General features: G+C 32.4%; 17 protein-coding genes. 8 read left to right on the top strand and 9 right to left on the bottom strand.

Annotated features, from left to right (window positions below):
• Position 1: 1 nt before the first annotated feature.
• Positions 2–352 (bottom strand): aspartate 1-decarboxylase, encoded by a 351-nt coding sequence (panD, locus tag FHR24_RS00600; protein WP_167182351.1) that lies wholly within the window; start codon positions 350–352, stop codon positions 2–4.
• 55 nt (positions 353–407) lie between these two features.
• The gene (gene panC / locus FHR24_RS00595) at positions 408–1,250 is read right to left on the bottom strand and encodes a pantoate--beta-alanine ligase (protein ID WP_167182348.1); all 843 of its coding nucleotides are present in this window, start codon (positions 1,248–1,250) and stop codon (positions 408–410) included.
• A 103-nt stretch (positions 1,251–1,353) separates the two neighbouring features.
• On the opposite strand from panC, the gene FHR24_RS00590 reads away from it, so the two are divergent.
• Together FHR24_RS00590 and FHR24_RS00585 are read left to right on the top strand one after the other, a co-directional pair.
• Positions 1,354–2,166: a glycogen/starch synthase gene (locus tag FHR24_RS00590; protein WP_167182345.1), complete on the top strand. Its 813-nt coding sequence runs from the start codon at positions 1,354–1,356 to the stop codon at positions 2,164–2,166.
• Positions 2,167–2,173: 7 nt separating this feature from the next.
• Positions 2,174–3,586, top strand: coding sequence for a DUF4270 family protein (locus FHR24_RS00585; protein ID WP_167182342.1), 1,413 nt, complete (start codon positions 2,174–2,176; stop codon positions 3,584–3,586).
• An 82-nt stretch (positions 3,587–3,668) separates the two neighbouring features.
• Here the strand turns inward: FHR24_RS00585 and groL are convergent, their stop codons facing one another.
• The 7 genes from groL to miaB all read right to left on the bottom strand — a co-directional run bounded on the left by groL (position 3,669) and on the right by miaB (position 10,077).
• Positions 3,669–5,303 (bottom strand): chaperonin GroEL, encoded by a 1,635-nt coding sequence (groL, locus tag FHR24_RS00580; RefSeq protein ID WP_167182339.1) that lies wholly within the window; start codon positions 5,301–5,303, stop codon positions 3,669–3,671.
• An 18-nt stretch (positions 5,304–5,321) separates the two neighbouring features.
• On the bottom strand, positions 5,322–5,597 hold the full coding sequence (locus tag FHR24_RS00575) for a co-chaperone GroES (protein WP_167182336.1): 276 nt from the start codon (positions 5,595–5,597) through the stop codon (positions 5,322–5,324).
• 139 nt (positions 5,598–5,736) lie between these two features.
• A complete protein-coding gene (secG, locus tag FHR24_RS00570) occupies positions 5,737–6,102 on the bottom strand; it encodes a preprotein translocase subunit SecG (protein WP_208412267.1) in 366 nt (121 codons plus the stop codon).
• A gap of 3 nt (positions 6,103–6,105) precedes the next feature.
• A complete protein-coding gene (locus tag FHR24_RS00565; protein WP_167182333.1) occupies positions 6,106–6,813 on the bottom strand; it encodes a hypothetical protein in 708 nt (235 codons plus the stop codon).
• Between the two features lie 3 nt (positions 6,814–6,816).
• Positions 6,817–7,326 (bottom strand): LptE family protein, encoded by a 510-nt coding sequence (locus FHR24_RS00560; RefSeq protein ID WP_167182330.1) that lies wholly within the window; start codon positions 7,324–7,326, stop codon positions 6,817–6,819.
• Positions 7,327–7,353: 27 nt separating this feature from the next.
• Positions 7,354–8,589, bottom strand: a complete 1,236-nt coding sequence (locus FHR24_RS00555) for a sigma-54 interaction domain-containing protein (protein WP_167182327.1) — start codon at positions 8,587–8,589, stop codon at positions 7,354–7,356.
• A 27-nt stretch (positions 8,590–8,616) separates the two neighbouring features.
• Complete coding sequence (gene miaB, locus FHR24_RS00550) at positions 8,617–10,077, bottom strand: tRNA (N6-isopentenyl adenosine(37)-C2)-methylthiotransferase MiaB (RefSeq protein ID WP_167182324.1); 1,461 nt, start codon at positions 10,075–10,077, stop codon at positions 8,617–8,619.
• 172 nt (positions 10,078–10,249) lie between these two features.
• Between miaB and topA the strand changes: the two genes are divergently transcribed.
• The 6 genes from topA (at position 10,250) to porN (ending at position 18,629) form a co-directional block, all read left to right on the top strand.
• Positions 10,250–12,763, top strand: a complete 2,514-nt coding sequence (gene topA / locus FHR24_RS00545; protein ID WP_167182321.1) for a type I DNA topoisomerase — start codon at positions 10,250–10,252, stop codon at positions 12,761–12,763.
• 7 nt (positions 12,764–12,770) lie between these two features.
• Positions 12,771–13,925, top strand: coding sequence for a formimidoylglutamase (locus FHR24_RS00540; RefSeq protein ID WP_167182318.1), 1,155 nt, complete (start codon positions 12,771–12,773; stop codon positions 13,923–13,925).
• A 97-nt stretch (positions 13,926–14,022) separates the two neighbouring features.
• Positions 14,023–15,411: a T9SS ring complex lipoprotein PorK/GldK gene (porK, locus tag FHR24_RS00535; RefSeq protein ID WP_167182315.1), complete on the top strand. Its 1,389-nt coding sequence runs from the start codon at positions 14,023–14,025 to the stop codon at positions 15,409–15,411.
• 31 nt (positions 15,412–15,442) lie between these two features.
• Positions 15,443–16,105 (top strand): type IX secretion system motor protein PorL/GldL, encoded by a 663-nt coding sequence (gene porL, locus FHR24_RS00530; RefSeq protein ID WP_167182312.1) that lies wholly within the window; start codon positions 15,443–15,445, stop codon positions 16,103–16,105.
• A gap of 41 nt (positions 16,106–16,146) precedes the next feature.
• Entirely contained in the window at positions 16,147–17,709 is a 1,563-nt protein-coding gene (porM, locus tag FHR24_RS00525; protein WP_167182309.1) for a type IX secretion system motor protein PorM/GldM, read from the top strand.
• Positions 17,710–17,717: 8 nt separating this feature from the next.
• Positions 17,718–18,629, top strand: a complete 912-nt coding sequence (gene porN / locus FHR24_RS00520; protein ID WP_167182306.1) for a type IX secretion system ring subunit PorN/GldN — start codon at positions 17,718–17,720, stop codon at positions 18,627–18,629.
• Positions 18,630–18,662 lie beyond the last annotated feature (33 nt).

Here is an 18,662-nt window from a genome sequence, read left to right as displayed (position 1 = left end):
ATTAGGTAAGTGTATTTGTTTCTTCGTTAGGAAAAACAATAGAAGGACTAAAGTTTTTAGCTTCTTCAAAATCCATCAAACCGTAAGAAATAATAATAATAATATCTCCCGGAGCTACTTTTCTAGCTGCAGGTCCATTTAGAGTAATTTCTCCACTGTTTTTTTCACCAGGAATAATGTAAGTGTCTAAACGCTCTCCATTGTTAATGTTTACAATAGATACTTTTTCACCTTCAATCATGTTAGCGGCTTCCATTAAAGCTTTATCAATAGTAATACTACCAATATAGTTTAAATCGGCTCCAGTAACCTTTACCCTGTGTATTTTAGATTTTACGACTTCAATTTGCATGTTGCAAAATTAATTATTTATATCTGAATTTAAACTATATCTAGTTAGATAATTCTTAAAGTGCAATGTTGTCTATCAATCTAATCTCATCAGCAAAAACAGCTATAAAGCCTCTTTGCTTGTGGAGATTGTGAAAAGAATTTGCAGTTTTTAAATCATTCTCATTGGCCACAGAAAAGTATTCTAATACTAAATTGTGATGATTGTTAAATTTATCAATCACAAAATTTTCTATTTCTGACGGACTAGATTTTTTGGATAATTCCTTAACTTGAAGAAGTGTTTTGTATATAAAAGGAGCGCTTTGTCTGTGTTCTTTGCTTAGTCTCATGTTTCTAGAACTCATTGCCAAACCGTCGTCTTCTCTATAAATAGGACAGCCAATAATAGAAACAGGTTGTTTGGTTATTTCAACCAATTTTTTAATAATCTGTAACTGTTGAAAATCTTTTTCTCCAAAATAAGCTTTGTTAGGGCTTGTAATGTTGAATAGTTTTTTAACAATAGTTCCTACTCCATTAAAATGATTGTCTCTAAACTTCCCTTCCATTTCTTTGTCCAAGCCTTCAAAATTAAATAACTCAGCTTTTTCATCATTACAATACATTTCTGATGTATTTGGGGTGAAAACTAAATCACAATTTACGCTTTTTAATTTTTCTAAATCGTCTTCTAGTGTTCTAGGGTATTTTTCTAAATCTGCAGAATTGTTAAACTGTGTAGGGTTTACAAAAATGCTAACCACCACAATATCGTTATTTTCTTTAGCTTGTTTTACAAGAGCCAAATGACCTTGGTGTAATGCTCCCATAGTAGGAACCAAACCAATAGTAAGACCTTTGTTCTTAAGATCTAAAATGTGCGATTGAGTTAAATCTCTAGCAGTGAATACTTTCATTCCTTAGAATTACATTTAAGCAACTGCAAACTTACTATAAATCCTTATATATTGGGTATTTTTTCGTACTTTTGCAAAATTATATTCAATAATTGAATGATTTATGAAAAACAAGAGAGTTTTATACGTTTCTAGTGAGGTAACACCATATACACCACCAACTGAAATGTCAGAAATGTCTTTCGAGGCCGCAAAAAAAGCACATCACAAGGGAGTACAGACAAGAATTTTTATGCCAAGGTATGGAGTGATAAACGAAAGAAGACACCAGTTGCACGAAGTGATTAGACTTTCTGGGATGAATTTGATTATTAATGATATGGATATGCCTTTGATTATAAAGGTAGCCTCTATTCCTAAGGAAAGAATGCAGGTTTATTTTATAGATAACGAAGAGTATTTTAAAAGAAAAGCTACGTTTACCGATGAAAATGATGAAATGTTTGTTGATAATGATGAACGTGCTATCTTTTTTGCAAAAGGAGTTGTAGAAACTGTAAAAAAATTAAACTGGGCACCAGATATTATACACGTACACGGTTGGATGGCATGTTTATTGCCTTTGTATTTAAAGGAGTATTATAAAGACGATGCTTTATTTGCAAACACTAAGATAATAACTTCCGTTTATGATAATGAATTTGAAGGTCCTTTATCAGAAAATTTAGCCGAAAAAGTTCGTTACGATGAAATTCCTGAAGCTAAGATAGCTGTATTAGAGGAGTCTACATTTGCGAATATATTAAAAAGCGCAATTGATAATTCTGACGGAGTTATAAAGGCAAGTAGATTTGTAAATGATGATCTAGAAGATTATTTAGACGATTTAGAAAAACCGTTTTTAGATTACCAAACAGAAGATACTTTTGCTGAAGCTTATTTGGAATTTTATTCAGAAAAAGTTTTAAATCAATAAAAAATATATGACACTTTTTAACATAAAGTCTTTAAAAAACATAGCAGCTTTAGGTACTATGTTTTTTTTTGTGAGTTGTAGTAATGAGATTACCAGCTCTGCTGATGGATTAATTAATAATAGCAATTTTAAAAAAGATACGATAAGTATTAATCCTGAAATTGAAACTGCTGAGGTTGATTTTGTTCCTTCTAGTTTATTATCAACTTACTTAATAGGTGATTATACAAATAGTAATTTTGGAGCTGTAAATGCGGGTTTTGTAGGTCAAATAACAGCAGATTCATACCCTGTAAAAAGAACTACTAATGAGGTTCCAGAAGACGTAACAACGATTGATGTTAGTGCTGTTTTGGAAATCCCTTTGTCATTTACGTTAAAAGAAGATTCTACAGAAGAGTTAGAGCTGATTAATGCTCTAGGTGATTTTGCAACGGTATTTGATTTTAAAGTATCAACTTTTGAAACTTATTTAGAAAGATTTAATGCCGATGGTTCTACTAGAACTTATTATTCTAATGGAAAAAATAGTGCAGGAACTAAAGAGGATTTAGGAGCTCTAACAGAATTAGGAGTGTTAACTGGTTATAGTTTTTCTGAAACTTATACAGCAGCCGATACTTTAAGAATTCCATTGGACTCATACGATTTTGCAACAGAGTTTTTAGCTAAGTTAGATCAAAATCCACTTGCCACAAACGATGAAATGAGAGCCTTTTTTAAAGGATTAAAACTAGAGGTTACTAAAACATCTGGAGACGGTTTAGTGTTTCCAGTAGATTTAACAGCTGCTAAATTAAAAATTAACTACACTAATCAAGAGGCTGATCAAGAAGATGCCGAAAAAGAATTGTCTTTTAGTTTAAATGGTGCATTACACAATTTATACAACCACAATCATGTAAGTGCGAATATAGCAAATGAGGTATATGTGCAAGGAGCTAGTGGTTATCAAGCAAAAGTAGATATTTCTAGTCTTATAAATGAGCACAGTGTGACTTCTCAAGAAGAGAGTTGGTTAATTAACCAAGCTACTTTAAAAATTTATCTTAAAGATGCTGATGATTATAGTAAGGTTTTAAGTTCTTTACTTATTTATGCTATAGATGATGAAGGAACGGCAACAGCAATTGATGATTATTTTTATTTAGGAACAACTTATAGCTTTGTAGATGGGATTGTTAGATTTGAAGATACTGAAAACGAAACGGAACCTTACGTACGATTCTTTATTACGGATTTAGTAAAAGAAGCATTAGCAAGTGGTGAAGTTACAGAGTTAAGGATTAAAGAGAGCAGAGGTGAGACTACTTTTGTAGATTTAAGATCTACCACAGCAAAAGGATTGGTCATGTTAAATGATGTAAACAGTACAACCAAAGCTCCGCAATTAGAATTGATATATTCTAAAATTAAATAAGATTAGGATATAATTTTTAGAGATACTAAAAAACCCAACTCAATGAGTTGGGTTTTTTGTTGTATTTAAGTAAGAAATTTTTTTACATCATTCCAGGCATACCGTGTCCGTGGTCATGTCCTCCAACAGCTTGCGCTTGTTCAGGGATTTCTGTTAAAGTACAGGCAGTTGTTAAAATCATACCAGCAACAGAAGCAGCATTTTCTAAAGCTACACGAGTTACTTTGGTAGGGTCAATAATACCTGCAGCAAACATTTGAACGTATTCTTCAGTTTTGGCATTGTAACCATAATCGTCTTTACCTTCAATAACTTTTGCAACTACTACAGAACCTTCACCGCCAGCATTGCTAACAATTTGTCTTAAAGGCTCTTCAATAGCTCTGTTTATAATAGCAATACCTGTTTTTTCATCAGCATTTTCAGCTTCCAAAGCAGTTAAAGCAGCTTTAGCTCTAACTAAGGCAACACCTCCACCAGCAACAATACCTTCTTCTACAGCAGCTCTAGTTGCATGTAAAGCATCATCAACTCTGTCTTTTTTCTCTTTCATTTCTACTTCAGAAGCAGCACCTACATAAAGAACAGCAACACCACCAGCTAATTTAGCCAAACGTTCTTGTAATTTTTCTTTATCGTAATCAGAAGTAGTAGTTTCTATTTGTGCTTTAATTTGATTTACTCTAGCAGTAATAGCTTCAGAAGTACCAGCACCATTCACAATTGTAGTATTGTCTTTATCTATAGTAATGTTTTCTGCAGTACCTAAAGAGTCTAAAGTTGTGTTTTCTAAAGTCAATCCCATTTCTTCAGAAACAACAGTTCCTCCAGTTAAAATAGCAATATCTTCTAGCATGGCTTTACGTCTATCTCCAAAACCAGGAGCTTTTACAGCTGCAATTTTTAAAGCACCACGTAATTTGTTCATCACTAAAGTAGCTAAGGCTTCACCATCAACATCTTCAGCAATAATTAATAGAGGTTTTCCGCTTTGAGAAATAGGTTCTAAAATTGGTAATAACTCTTTTAAGTTAGAAATTTTCTTATCGTATAATAAAATATAAGGATTCTCTAATTCAGCTAACATTTTTTCTGAATTGGTCACAAAATAAGGAGATAAATAACCTCTGTCAAATTGCATTCCTTCAACAATATCAACATACGTTTCAGTTCCTTTTGCTTCTTCAACAGTAATCACACCTTCTTTTCCAACTTTTCCAAAAGCTTCAGCAATTAGATCTCCAATAGAATTATCGTTGTTTGCAGAAATGGCTGCAACTTGTTGAATTTGACTAGAGTCAGAACCGACTTCTTTAGATTGCTCTGCTAAACCAGATACAATAGAAGCTACTGCTTTGTCTATTCCTTTTTTTAAGTCTAAAGGATTTGCTCCCGCAGCTACGTTTTTTAAACCTTCTTGTACAATAGATTGTGCCAATACAGTTGCTGTAGTAGTTCCGTCTCCTGCTAAGTCGTTAGTTTTAGAAGCTACTTCTTTTACCATTTGAGCTCCCATGTTTTCTAAAGGATCAGATAATTCAATCTCTTTAGCAACAGTTACACCATCTTTAGTAATATGTGGTCCTCCAAATGCTTTTCCTATTACTACATTACGTCCTTTAGGACCTAAAGTTACTTTTACTGCATTAGCCAATGCATCAACTCCACGTTTTAATCCGTCACGTGCTTCAATATCAAAAGTGATTTCCTTTGCCATTTTAAAATGTTTTTTTAATTAGATAATTGCGAAAATGTCGCTTTCTCTCATGATTAAATAATCGTTTCCTTCAAAAGATAACTCAGTACCAGCATATTTACCATACAAAACGGTGTCACCTTCTTTTACGGTAATAGGATTGTCTTTGGTTCCGTTACCAACAGCAATTACTTTTCCTTGTAATGGTTTTTCTTTTGCTGAATCTGGGATAATTAATCCAGAAGCAGTTGTTGTTTCTGCTGGAGCTGGCTCTACCAAAACTCTATCAGCTAATGGTTTAATGTTTATGCTCATAATTATTTAATTAAAATTGTTATTAGTTGTGTTTATTAGGGACTAAAAGTATGCCAATTAAAAAACAGGATTGTTATAAAACAAAAATGTCATCATGTGGTGACATGATGACATTTTTTATGTTTGTTAACAAGAAATATTACTCTTCTGTAGTTTCTTCTTTTGTAGTATTGTCATTAATAATATCTTCAATGTCTGTTGCATCTTCTTGTGCAGGAGCAACTACATCTCTTTGTTGAATTGTTTCTTGTAATTCTGATTTAGTACTTTCTCCTCTAGGGATTACTAAACTAGATCCTAGAATTAACAGTAATAAAGAAATGGCTAAAGTCCAAGTAGCTTTGTCTAGAAAATTATTTGTGCTTTGTACACCTCCAATTGAGCTACCAGAACCACCTGTTAAAGATGAAGACAATCCCCCTCCTTTAGGGTTTTGAACTAAAACAATTAAGATAAGTAGTACCGCAACTACCATGATTAAGATTAACAATATATTGTATGTCATGATTTATGTATTTTGTAAATTTTTTATTCTTTGTATTTGGTCTGCAAATAAACCACTTTTTTCTGGATATTTCAAACTTAAAATTTTATAAGCTTGAATGGCATTATCATATTTTTTTTGAGCTAAATATACCTTTGCTAAAGTCTCGGTCATTAACTCATTAGAAATGTCTGAATTGGGTGGTGTTAAAGCGGTTGTTGGTGTTTGAATTGTTTTTTTAACGGGACTTATTTTAGGGTTGTTCTGAATAAATTGGTTGATGATATTCAGCTTTGGATTTACCGTTTCTTCTATTTTTTTAGGTTCTTCTCTTACAATGGGAGTTGTATTAGATAACTGTAACCATTGGTGAAAACTGTGTTTTTCGGAATGTGTAAATTCAAAAGGAGTTTCCTCTGTAATAATCTGAGGGATGATTTTTTCTTTTAAATTAGTTAAAGGAGTCTTTTCTACAATAGGTTTGGTAGAAACTGTTGTAGTTGTATGATGTATATGAGTAATATAATCAAAGAGCACTTCTCTATTAATTGTGTGTGCAGCAACGTTTTTTAAACTATTGTTGTACTTGTAATGTTTTTGTTGATGGTATTTTTTTAAAAGTAAGGTTTTGGCGAATTGGAAATAAGGGAATTCATCAGCAATACCCTCTAGTTTTTGAAGACTAAGAGATTCTGTTTGGTTATTTTTTATTGCTTGGTTAAATTCTTGCATAATTTACCAATTGGCTACAGAAGCGTTAAAAATATTTTGATTCACTCTTTCAAAAACTTCTTCAAAAGCGGTTTCTAAAAGCGTTCCTTGTAAAATTTCATTGGCATCATAATCATAAAAATGACTAAATCTTTTTTCAAAGTTTTTAGTTTCGTCAGTACGGTTGTAAAAACGAACATTAAATTCAATTGTTAATCTGTTTTGAGAAGCTCCTTGATCTGCATTGGCAGACATAGGAGTAATTGTATATCTAGAAATTTCTCCTTCAAAATGAAGATCTCCACCGCTTTTAACCAAATTTAAGTTGGTTTGTGTAATAAAAAAATCTTGTAAATTAATAGTAAATTCTTGACTTAAGCTAGGCTCAATCAATTCAGCATTGTTGTTAAAAAAATCTATCTGAATGGTTTTTGCATTTCCAGTATCACCTCCCGTAAAACTATAAATACCACAGCTAATAACAGTGGTTAATAGAATAAGAGATGTAATTTTGAAGAGTGTTTTTTTTAACATAATATAAAGTTGATAAATAAATATAGGTTATAAATTGTACTGTTTTATTTTTCGATATAAAGTTCGCTCAGAGATGCCTAGTTCCTTTGCTGCTAATTTACGTTTGTTGCTGTTGCGTTCTAATGATTTTTTAATCATTTCTATTTCTTTGTCTTGTAAAGATAGATTTTCGTCTTCTTCTATGGTTTCAATATAAGAGTATTCGTCATCTTCTTCTTCTGTTGTTTCCTCTAAATCATCTTCTTGATAGGCTAGTAAACTTGGACTTTTGTTAATAGATGGAGCCAACGCTTTGGGTATTGAGTTTTCTAGGTATGCCTCTTTTTCTCTTTCCTTACCGCCATGCATAATGTTTAAGGTTACTTGTTTAAGTTCATTTAATTCAGAACGCAATTCGTAAATCATTTTTAGCAAACCAGATTTTTCTTCTCCACTAAAAGATTTTTGTTCATCTAAAATCATAGGTAAAGATGATTTGCTTAAATCTGGCAAGTAGTGTTTTAAGGTTTCTATATTTATATTTCTACTTTCTTCTATAATAGAAACTTGCTCGGCAATGTTTCTAAGTTGACGAATATTCCCAGGAAAGTGATATCTAGATAATAAATTTACAGCTTCGTCGGTTAAACGAACTGTTGGCATTTTATATTTTTGAGCAAAGTCTGATGCAAATTTTCGAAACAATAAATGAATATCTTCATTTCTGTTTCTTAATGGAGGTAATTCAATTTCTATGGTACTTAATCGGTAGTACAAATCTTCCCTAAAAGTTCCTTTTTTAATGGCCTCAATCATTTTTACATTGGTCGCGGCTACAATTCTTACGTTTGTTTTTTGAACCTCTGAAGATCCTACTTTGATAAACTCTCCATTTTCTAACACACGTAACAATCTAACTTGTGTGGTTAATGGCAATTCTCCAACTTCATCTAAAAAAATAGTTCCACCATCAGCAACTTCAAAATAACCTTTACGAGCATTGGTTGCTCCTGTAAAAGCTCCTTTTTCGTGACCAAATAATTCACTATCAATAGTTCCTTCAGGAATAGCTCCACAGTTTACAGCAATGTAATTGTTGTGTTTTCTATGAGATAAAGAGTGAATAATTTTAGGAATACTTTCTTTACCCACACCGCTTTCTCCAACTACCAATACAGAAATGTCGGTAGGGGCTACACGCGAAGCTTTTTCGATAGATCTATTTAATTGAGGATCGTTACCTATAATTCCAAAACGTTGTTTAATTACTTGAACAGATTCCATAGTTGTTTTTTGCAATGTGATTAAATATTATGATGCTTGTTCTACAAACTCTCCTAATAAAGTAGCAGAGGTACAATCTGTAATTTTAATTTTCACAAAATCTCCTGGCTTTTGATTTTCTCCTTTAGGAAAAACAATTGCGTAGTTTTGAGAGTTTCTGGCCATCCAATGTTGATCAGATTTTTTAGAATTTCCTTCTATTAATGCGACTACTGTTTTACCAAGATAGGCTTCAGTATTGGCAAGACTCATTTTTCTTTGCAAATCGATGACTTCTTGTAAACGTCTTTTTTTAACATCAGCAGGCACGTCATCAGGAAATCTTTTTTCGGCTAAAGTTCCAGGTCTTTCAGAATAAGAAAACATAAATCCATAATCGTAATTTACATATTCCATTAAAGATAAAGTGTCTTTGTGTTCTTCTTCTGTTTCTCCACAAAAACCAATAATCATATCCTGAGAAATAGCACAATCGGGTAATAAGGTTTTAATAGTATCTATCAATTCCATGTATTCCTCACGAGTGTGCTGACGGTTCATTCTTTCTAACACGGTTGTGCTTCCAGATTGAACAGGTAAATGTAAATATCTACAAATATTAGAATATTTTACCATGGTATGTAGTACGTTAATATCCATATCCTGAGGATTGTTTGTGAAAAAACGTACCCACATTTCAGGAAAAGTACTTGCGACCATTTTTAGCAAATCAGCAAAACCAACTGCAGTAGCTTGCGCAATGTCACTAGCTTTCTCAAAATCTTTTTTAAGACCACCACCATACCATAAGTAGCTATCTACGTTTTGTCCTAATAAAGTAATTTCTTTATAACCTTTTGCTTGTAAGTCTTTAATTTCAGAAATAATACTTTGTGGATCTCTACTACGTTCTCTACCTCTTGTAAAGGGAACTACACAAAATGTACACATGTTGTCGCAACCACGAGTAATGGTTACAAAAGCAGAAACTCCGTTAGAATTTAAACGAACTGGAGAAACATCAGCATAAGTTTCTTCTTTAGATAGAATAACATTAACGGCATTCCTACCCTCATTTACCTCTTCTAATAAATTGGGTAAATCTCTGTAAGCATCTGGTCCTACAACCAAGTCTACAATTTTTTCTTCTTCTAAAAATTTAGACTTTAAACGTTCTGCCATACAACCCAAAACCCCTACTTTCATGTTTGGGTTAATCTTTTTGATGGCATTGTATTTTTGCAAACGTTTTCTTATCGTTTGTTCTGCTTTTTCACGAATAGAACAAGTGTTTACCATCACCAAATCAGCCTCTTCTAAATTTAAAGTAGTATTGTAACCTGTTTCCGATAAAATAGAAGCAACAATCTCACTATCATTCATATTCATTTGGCAACCATAACTTTCTATATAAAGCTTTTTGGTGTTCCCGTCCTTTTGATCAGTAGAAAGAGGATGCCCTTGTTTATTGGCATCAATAATTTTTTCTTCTGTTGTAGTTCTGCTCATTTTGTGTAGATTTCTAAGGATGCAAATTTACACAAAATATTACGATTTGTGACAAGATGTCAGAATATATATAGTTAAGAAAATGGTAAAAGAAAGAATATAAACGTGGGTTTTAATTTTTCTCCCTACTTTTGTGGCAAATTAGAGTTCTAAAAAAGGAAGAAAATAGCGTATGGCAAGTAATCTTGTAATAGTAGAGTCACCAGCAAAGGCAAAGACAATAGAGAAGTTTTTAGGAAAGGATTTTCAAGTGGAGTCTAGTTTTGGACACATTGCAGATTTACCTTCAAATGGATTGGGAATTGATGTAGAAGGTGATTTTTCTCCAACTTATTTAGTGTCAGATGATAAAAAAGCAGTTGTTAGAAAATTAAAATCTTTAGCAAAAAAAGCAGACATTGTTTGGTTAGCAAGTGATGAGGATCGTGAAGGAGAAGCAATTGCATGGCATTTAAAAGAACAGTTAAAATTAAATGAAGAAAATACAAAACGTATTGTTTTTCATGAAATTACAAAAACTGCTATTTTAAAAGCAGTAGACAATCCAAGAAAAATTAATTACAATTTAGTAGATGCACAACAAGCACGTAGAGTGTTAGATAGAATTGTGGGATACGAATTGTCTCCTGTTTTATGGAGAAAAGTAAAAGCAGGACTGTCTGCCGGTAGAGTACAATCTGTAGCAGTACGTTTAATAGTAGAAAAAGAACGTAGTATTTTAGAGTTTGTAAGCGAGGCAAGTTATAAAGTAGTTGCAGAGTTTTATAATGATGAAGGAAAGAAGTTTAAAGCAAACATTTCTAAAGCATTTGAAAAAAGAACACAGGCAGAAAAGTTTTTAAATGAATGTGTTGGAGCTCAATTTAAAATTGCAGATTTAACAACTAAACCTGCTAAAAAATCTCCAGCAGCACCGTTTACAACTTCAACATTACAACAAGAAGCATCTAGGAAATTAGGTTTTTCAGTATCTAAAACCATGACAGTTGCCCAACGTTTGTACGAGGCGGGAATTATTACTTACATGAGGACTGATAGTGTGAATTTATCTGAAGAAGCTAAAAAAGCAGCAGCAGATGAAATTACAGCATCTTATGGAGCAGAATTTAGCAAGCCAAGAAATTACAATACAAAATCTAAAGGAGCACAAGAAGCGCATGAGGCGATTCGTCCTACAGATATGACACGCCATGAAATCAATCAAGAATACGATCAAAATAGATTGTACGATTTGATTTGGAAAAGAACGTTGGCCTCACAAATGAGTGATGCTCAATTAGAACGTACCAATGTAAAAATTGAAAACGATAAAAATGCTAAAATATTCACTGCAAATGGTGAAATGATCAAGTTTGAAGGATTCTTAAAAGTTTACTTAGAAGGAAACGATAACGAAGATGAAGAACAAGATGGAATGTTACCACGTTTAACTGTTGGTGATGTTTTAGAACATGAATATATTACCGCTACACAACGTTTTACAAAAGCACCATATCGTTTTACAGAAGCTTCTTTGGTAAAACAATTAGAAGAGTTAGGAATTGGTAGACCCTCAACATATGCACCTACAATTTCTACTGTTTTACGTAGAGGTTATGTAGAAAAAGGAACTGTTGAAGGAATAGAAAGAGAGTACGAGCAATTTGTATTGCAAAACAACAAAGTAGCAGCTAAAACCTTAACAGAAAAAGTAGGTTCTGATAAAGGAAAATTAGTACCTACGGATATTGGTAATATTGTAAATGACTTTTTAGTTGCTCATTTTGATAAAATTTTAGATTATGGTTTTACAGCAAAAGTAGAAGCTCAGTTTGATGAAATTGCAGAAGGAAATGAAGAATGGATTGGAATGATAAAAGACTTTTATAAAGGTTTTCATACCAATGTAAAAGATGTAGCAGAAAATGCAGAAAGAGAAAGCGGAGAACGTATTTTAGGAACCCATCCAGAATCTGGTAAAACAGTTTTGGTTCGTTTAGGTAAGTTTGGACCTTTAGCTCAAATTGGTGGTCCCGATGATGAGGAGAAAGAGTTTGCAAGCTTGTTAAAAGAACAAAACTTGGGAACAGTTACTTTAGAAGATGTTTTAGATTTGTTTTTATTACCTAAAAATTTAGGAGAATATAACGGAGAAGAAGCTGTGGTTTCTAACGGACGTTTTGGGCCATATATAAAATACGGGGCTATGTATGTTTCTTTGGATAGGGGAGAAGATCCTATGTCTGTAGATTTTGATAGAGCGGTAGAATTGATAGAGGCTAAAATTAAAGCAGATGCTCCAATTGCTCATTATGAAGAGTTACCCGTTCAAAAAGGAGTAGGTCGTTTTGGTCCTTTTATTAAATGGAATGGTATGTTTATCAACGTAAATAAAAAATACGATTTTGATAATTTATCAAATGATGATATTGTAGAGCTAATTGAGGTTAAAAAGCAAAAAGAAATAGACAAGGTTGTTCACAACTGGGAAGAAGAAGGAATTAGAGTAGAAAAAGCTCGTTGGGGAAGACATAATATTTTAAAAGGTAAAACAAAAATTGAGTTGGCCAAAACAATAGATGCACCTGCTTTAACGTTAGAAGAAGTAAAGGATATTATTGAAAAAAATGCTCCTAAGAAAAAGACAAGAGCTAAAAAGGCACCCGCTAAAAAAACACCAACAAAAAGGGTTGCTAAAAAGAAATAATTAGGCTATGATTCAAGAGTTTTTTATTCCAATATCTAAAGATGTTTTTGATCAAAATCAGGGTTCTAGTAATCAGATTGGACATCAAGTACACAAACATACAAAAGAGCAAGGTTTTCCTGATTTAGAAAACATTGGTTTGGCTGTTTTTGATGTTAGAGAAGGAAGAAATGCTATTGGAAATAATGAAACAGCTATTGGTGCAGATGGAATTCGTAAAGAATTATACAAACTTTGTATAGGGAATTGGAATGTTTCTATAGCAGATTTAGGAAGTATTAATGAAGGGAATAGTGTTTCAGATACCTATTATGCGGTTCAGGAAACAGTTGCTTTTTTAGTAAAACAGAACATACTTCCTGTTATTATAGGAGGAGGTCAAGATTTGATTTATGCAAATTATAGAGGGTATAATCAACTAGATCAAACGGTTAATTTAGCAGTTGCTAGTCCAAAGTTTAATTTTGGAGATATAGAGGATACATTAAACTCTAATTCCTATTTAAGTAAAATTATTTTAGAGGAGCCTTGTAATTTGTTCAATTACGCAAATTTAGGATATCAGACTTACTACAATTCTCAAGAAGAAATATCTTTGATAGAAAGTTTAAATTTTGAATCGTTTAGAGTAGGAGCTCTAAATGATATTTCTATTGCAGAACCTGTGATGAGAGATGCCGATATTGTTGCCATAGACATGGGAGTTGTTAGGTCTAGTGTAGCTCCTGCAAATGGGAATGCAAACCCAAATGGATTAAAGGGAGATGCGATATGTGCTTTGTCTAGATATGCAGGAATAAGTGATAAAGTAACCTCTTTTGGAATTTATGAGTACAATAAAATATTTGATGTCAATAATCAAACAAGTAAGTTGATTTCTCAAATGATTTGGTACTTTATAGAAGGGTTTTCGCTAAGAACGAATGATTATCCATATGGTTCTAAAGAAAATTATTTAAAATACTTGGTTCCGTTTGAAGGAAATGTTATTACTTTTTATCAAAGTGATAAGAGTCAGCGTTGGTGGATGCAAGTTGACGTTCCTACGATGAGTAGATATAAAAGGCACGTTTTGGTGCCTTGTTCTTACGACGATTATCTAAAAGCGATAGAACAAAATATACCAGAAAGATGGTTTAATGTAAATAGAAAATTAACTTAGTTTAATAGGAGTGTAATATGGTGTAGAGTTTCATTGTAGGTTTAGATTTTTTTTCTAAGTTTACCAAATTCTATACACAAAGAGATAACAATATAATATGAAGAAAATACTGTTCTTTTCCTTAGTAATAGCCACACTAGTTGGTTGTGGAGGTTTTGGAGATCGTGGAGAGCTTGTAGGTTCAAAATCTGAAACTGCATGGTTTTCAGAAAAACCATTCGGAATGGTTTTGGTACCTGGTGGTTCTTTTACGATGGGTAAAACAGAAGAAAATAGATGGGGAGGATTTGAAGTGCCTCCAAGATCTGTATCTGTTAAGGAATTCTTTATGGACGACACTGAAATAACAAACAGTGAGTATAAAGAATTTGTGTATTGGGTTAGAGATTCAATCGTAAGAACCGAATTGGCTAATTACGCAGAATCTATAGTAAGTACATCTGATAAAAAAAACAATAATTTTAGTATTTCAGATTATAAATTTATAGAACAAAAATTAGACAATCCAGAAGATGAAGATAAGTATACACCTTATCAAAAATATATGATTAAAACTTATGGTTCTATAAATTCTAATCAAAAAGGAAGCATGCCTTTAAATTGGAGTGTACCCTTGTTCTGGAGAGCCGACGAGTTTCCCGATGAAGAATATGCAGAGGTAATGGATCAAGTATATTTACCGGCAGAAGACAACGGAAATGTAAGAGTTTTTGATGTAGAATTGTTGAAATATTCTTACTTATCTAAACATAAAAGTAACGTGATGAACGTTTCTAAAAAAAATCAATACGCAGAGGTAGATATCAACGTATATCCAGATACTACTGTTTGGGCTAAAGATTTTGCATACTCTCATAACGATGTGATGGTAAGAAATTATTTTTGGCACACTGCTTATGAAGAGTATCCTGTAGTTGGAGTAAGTTGGAATCAGGCAAAAGCATTTTGTAATTGGAGAACAAAAAAGAAAAACGATTACCTTAGAGCTATAGGAGCTGGAGTACAAACACCAGATTTTAGATTGCCTACAGAGGCTGAGTGGGAGTTTGCAGCAAGAGGGGGAATAGAAAACGGAAAGTATCCATGGGGAGGTCCTTATGTTACTGATAGATATGGTTATTATTTAGCCAATTTTAGACCTAAAAGAAACAACTTAGCAGCCGATGGATTTACCTATACAGTAGAAGCCTTATCGTTTCAAGCAAATGATTATGGATTGTACAACATGTCTGGTAACGTATCAGAGTGGACATCTACCGCTTATAATATATCAGCATCTTATGTAACCTCATCTTTAAATATTGATGTAGACGATCCCACTAATAAAAGAAAAATTATTAGAGGAGGATCTTGGAAAGACATTGCTTACTTTTTAGAAGTAAGTACCCAAGATTATGAATATGCAGATTCAGCAAAATCATATATTGGTTTTAGAACTGTACAAGACTATTTAGGTGAAGCTAGATGGGGAGGATTAAACTATTAAAAATTACAGATTAAATTAATTTATACTGACTATGTTACATTCAAAAGGATTTAAAAAGTTTATGGCAATGGCCTATGGTATTGGAGGGGCTATTGTAATTATAGGAGCTTTATTTAAAATTATTCACTTGCCAAACGCAAACTTAATGTTGATTGTAGGTTTGGGAACGGAAGCGTTAATTTTCTTATTGTCTGCATTTGAGCCTTTACCCCAAGAAGAGTTAGATTGGGCATTGGTATATCCAGAATTAGCAGGAGGAGTAATAGGATCAAAAAAAGAAAAAGAAAGTCCAGAAGGAGTTTTGACTAAAAAAATTGATGAAATGTTAGCGGCTTCTAATTTAGATGCGAATGTGATCAATAAGTTAACTACAAGTATGAATAATCTATCTAATGCTGCAAAGCAAATAGGTGAAAGTTCTGGTTCTGTTGCAGATACTAGTAAGTATAACAAAGAAATTAATTCAGCAGCAAATCATTTAGAGAAAATTAATTCTATGTACGCTACACAAGAAGACAGTATGACTAAAGTTCAGACTGCTCAAATGGAAGTGCTAAATAATCAATCTAAATTAGTGAGTTCTGTATCAGAAAAATCTGAGGAATTAACCAAACAAATGGAAACATTATCTAAAAATATAGCTTCATTAAACAATGTTTATGGTGGTATGTTAAGCGCAATGGGAAATAAGTAGTTTCTGCATATAAACTAGTAATCACTTAAAAACTAAACTTTATGGCAGCAGCAAAATTAAGCCCAAGGCAGAAAATGATAAATCTGATGTATTTGGTGTTAATGGCAATGTTAGCATTAAACGTATCATCAGAAGTAATGGAGGCCTTTTCTAAATTGTTTGATAGCTCTGAAAAGACTATTGAGACAAGTGTAGAAAAGAATAAAGAAATTCTGTCGGAACTTAAAACATTAAGTAAAGAAAACCCAGCTCAATACGAAGACTTGTACAATACAGGACAAAAAGTAAGAGAATTGTCTGAGAGCCTGGTAACAGAATTAAATATTTTAAAAACTAAAATTATTAACTCGGTAGAGTTAGATGAAGATACTGGTAAGTTACCAGCTGCAAATATGGATAAAAGCGAAGTTTTAGACAACTATTTGTTTAGCGGTAGTGGAACTTCTAAAGCAGGAAAAAAGTTTATAGAAACGGTAACCAACTACAAAATAGGGATGTTACAGTTAGTGGGTAACAATAGTGCAGTAAAAAACCAGTTAGAGACAAGTTTTAATACAGAAGGAACAAAAGTAGACGGAGCAAAAATACCTTGGTTAAATTATAACTTTTACGGTTTGCCTTCTATTGGATCTTTAGCCGTTTTGTCTAGCATGGAAAATGTAGTGCTAAGTGTTGAAAATGAAACTTTAAGTGGTTTTATTTCTGGACGTTTAAAAAAGGCTACATCAGCTAATAACTTAGAAGCTTTTGTTAAATTAAATAAAAATACGTTTAGTCCAGGTGACAATGTAGAAGCAACTGTGTTTTTAGCAAGTAAAGATGATACAAAAGTACCTAATGAAGTTAAAATTAATGGTACAAAAATAGATTTAAAGAACCCTAAGAACTTTGAAGACGGTAAAATAGTTTATAAGTTTAAAGCAGGTGCTGTAGGAGATAGACCAATTGTAGGTAGTTTTACATTTGTAGAAAATGGAAAATCAGTAGTAGTACCTGTAAACGGAAATTATTCTGTAGTGGCAGGTTCTAATCAAGCAAATGTGTCGGCAGATAAAATGAATGTAGTTTATAGAGGTTTAGAAAATCCTATTACCATTTCAATGCCGGGAATTAGTCCTACAAAGATAAAAGCAAGTGCTTCAGGACTGGTTAAAAAAGGAGGTTCTAGCTATATGTTAAAACCTGGTACTGGTACTACAGTAAATATTAACGTTACAGGAACAACGGATTCTGGTGAGACTATTAAATCTCCTCCTGTAACTTTTAGAATTAAAGATGTACCACAAGCAATGGCTAGTATTAGGGGAGAGTTTGGTTCTATAACTATGCCTAAAACAAGTTTAGCAAAATCTTCTATAGCAGCTGCTTTACCAGATTTTGTATTCGATTTAAATTTAAAAGTATTAAGCTTTAAAGTAAAAGTTCCTGGTAAAACTACTGTAATAGTAAACGGAAATAGAATGAACTCTCAAGCGCAAAAAGCTATTGCTTCTGCAAAAAGAGGAGATATTGTTACTATCTTTGGTATTAGAGCAAGTATTATAGGAAATTCATCTTATAAACTTAAAGAAGTATTACCTATTAGTGTAGAAATTTCTAATTAAGAACTAGAATGAAGAATTATAAAACAGTTAGTGCATTTTTAATTTTGTTTTTTACAACAACTTTAATAGCCTTTTCACAATCAAACTACGGTTTGTTAAATGCCAAAAAGGTATCTGAAATTGGAGTAAAATCCGATGAAAGAATACGTTTAGATCAAGATAAACCATTACCTTATGAATATGTGGATGAGCGTGATATTTTATGGTCTAAAGTAGTGTGGGAAACTATTGATCTGTATCAAAAACAAAATTATAGATTGTATTACCCTACTAATGAAGAAAATGTATTAGCCAATACAAAATCTTTGTTTACCACTTTGCTAGAAAACATTAGAACAGGAAAAATAACTGAAGTTTATGAAGACTCTCAGTTTATTAATAAGTTACCAGTTTCAGAAATTGAAAAAAAACTAGTTAGAATAGATACAGCTAGTTATGGTTATGATATGTTAAATCAAGGAGAAACTAATATTGATGAATATATTGATAAAAACTTTATCAAAGCTCAAGATATTCAAGCTTATCAAATAAAAGGAATTTGGTACTTCAATAAAATGTCTGGTCAAATGAATTATCGTTTGTTAGCAATTGCACCTATGGCTCCAGATGTACAAACTATTGGTAGAGATGATATTGTAGACGATGCTTTTTATCCTGTGTTTTGGGTGTTTTATCCTGATGCAAGATTTGTATTACACAATTCACACCCTACTAAAAATGGATTTGCAGCACATGTAGAATCTTATGATTATATACTTAATACTCGAGCATTTTCATCTGTGATTACCAAAGAAGAAAATATGTTTGGAAATAGAAGTATTAACGAATATATAAGAGGTAATTCTTTATTCCAATTAAGAGAAGCTGAAAAAATTAAAGAAGAAATTAGAAATCTAGAATCCGATATGTGGACTTATTAGATTACAATTTATTAATATTTAGATAAGAAAAAC

The sequence above is a fragment of the Wenyingzhuangia heitensis genome, from assembly GCF_011762155.1.
Taxonomy (GTDB): domain Bacteria; phylum Bacteroidota; class Bacteroidia; order Flavobacteriales; family Flavobacteriaceae; genus Wenyingzhuangia; species Wenyingzhuangia heitensis.
This window is presented reverse-complemented; position numbering and strand designations above follow the sequence as displayed.

Bases quoted from the DNA above. Each gene is read 5' to 3' on its own strand.
- groL (WP_167182339.1), bottom strand. From the start codon at position 5,303: ATGGCAAAGGAAATCACTTTTGATATTGAAGCACGTGACGGATTAAAA.
- porN (WP_167182306.1), top strand. From the start codon at position 17,718: ATGAAGAATTATAAAACAGTTAGTGCATTTTTAATTTTGTTTTTTACA.
- FHR24_RS00585 (WP_167182342.1), top strand. From the start codon at position 2,174: ATGACACTTTTTAACATAAAGTCTTTAAAAAACATAGCAGCTTTAGGT.
- porL (WP_167182312.1), top strand. From the start codon at position 15,443: ATGTTACATTCAAAAGGATTTAAAAAGTTTATGGCAATGGCCTATGGT.
- FHR24_RS00590 (WP_167182345.1), top strand. From the start codon at position 1,354: ATGAAAAACAAGAGAGTTTTATACGTTTCTAGTGAGGTAACACCATAT.
- FHR24_RS00575 (WP_167182336.1), bottom strand. From the start codon at position 5,597: ATGAGCATAAACATTAAACCATTAGCTGATAGAGTTTTGGTAGAGCCA.
- panC (WP_167182348.1), bottom strand. From the start codon at position 1,250: ATGAAAGTATTCACTGCTAGAGATTTAACTCAATCGCACATTTTAGAT.
- FHR24_RS00560 (WP_167182330.1), bottom strand. From the start codon at position 7,326: ATGTTAAAAAAAACACTCTTCAAAATTACATCTCTTATTCTATTAACC.
- topA (WP_167182321.1), top strand. From the start codon at position 10,250: ATGGCAAGTAATCTTGTAATAGTAGAGTCACCAGCAAAGGCAAAGACA.
- miaB (WP_167182324.1), bottom strand. From the start codon at position 10,077: ATGAGCAGAACTACAACAGAAGAAAAAATTATTGATGCCAATAAACAA.
- secG (WP_208412267.1), bottom strand. From the start codon at position 6,102: ATGACATACAATATATTGTTAATCTTAATCATGGTAGTTGCGGTACTA.
- FHR24_RS00565 (WP_167182333.1), bottom strand. From the start codon at position 6,813: ATGCAAGAATTTAACCAAGCAATAAAAAATAACCAAACAGAATCTCTT.
- FHR24_RS00555 (WP_167182327.1), bottom strand. From the start codon at position 8,589: ATGGAATCTGTTCAAGTAATTAAACAACGTTTTGGAATTATAGGTAAC.
- panD (WP_167182351.1), bottom strand. From the start codon at position 352: ATGCAAATTGAAGTCGTAAAATCTAAAATACACAGGGTAAAGGTTACT.
- porM (WP_167182309.1), top strand. From the start codon at position 16,147: ATGGCAGCAGCAAAATTAAGCCCAAGGCAGAAAATGATAAATCTGATG.
- FHR24_RS00540 (WP_167182318.1), top strand. From the start codon at position 12,771: ATGATTCAAGAGTTTTTTATTCCAATATCTAAAGATGTTTTTGATCAA.
- porK (WP_167182315.1), top strand. From the start codon at position 14,023: ATGAAGAAAATACTGTTCTTTTCCTTAGTAATAGCCACACTAGTTGGT.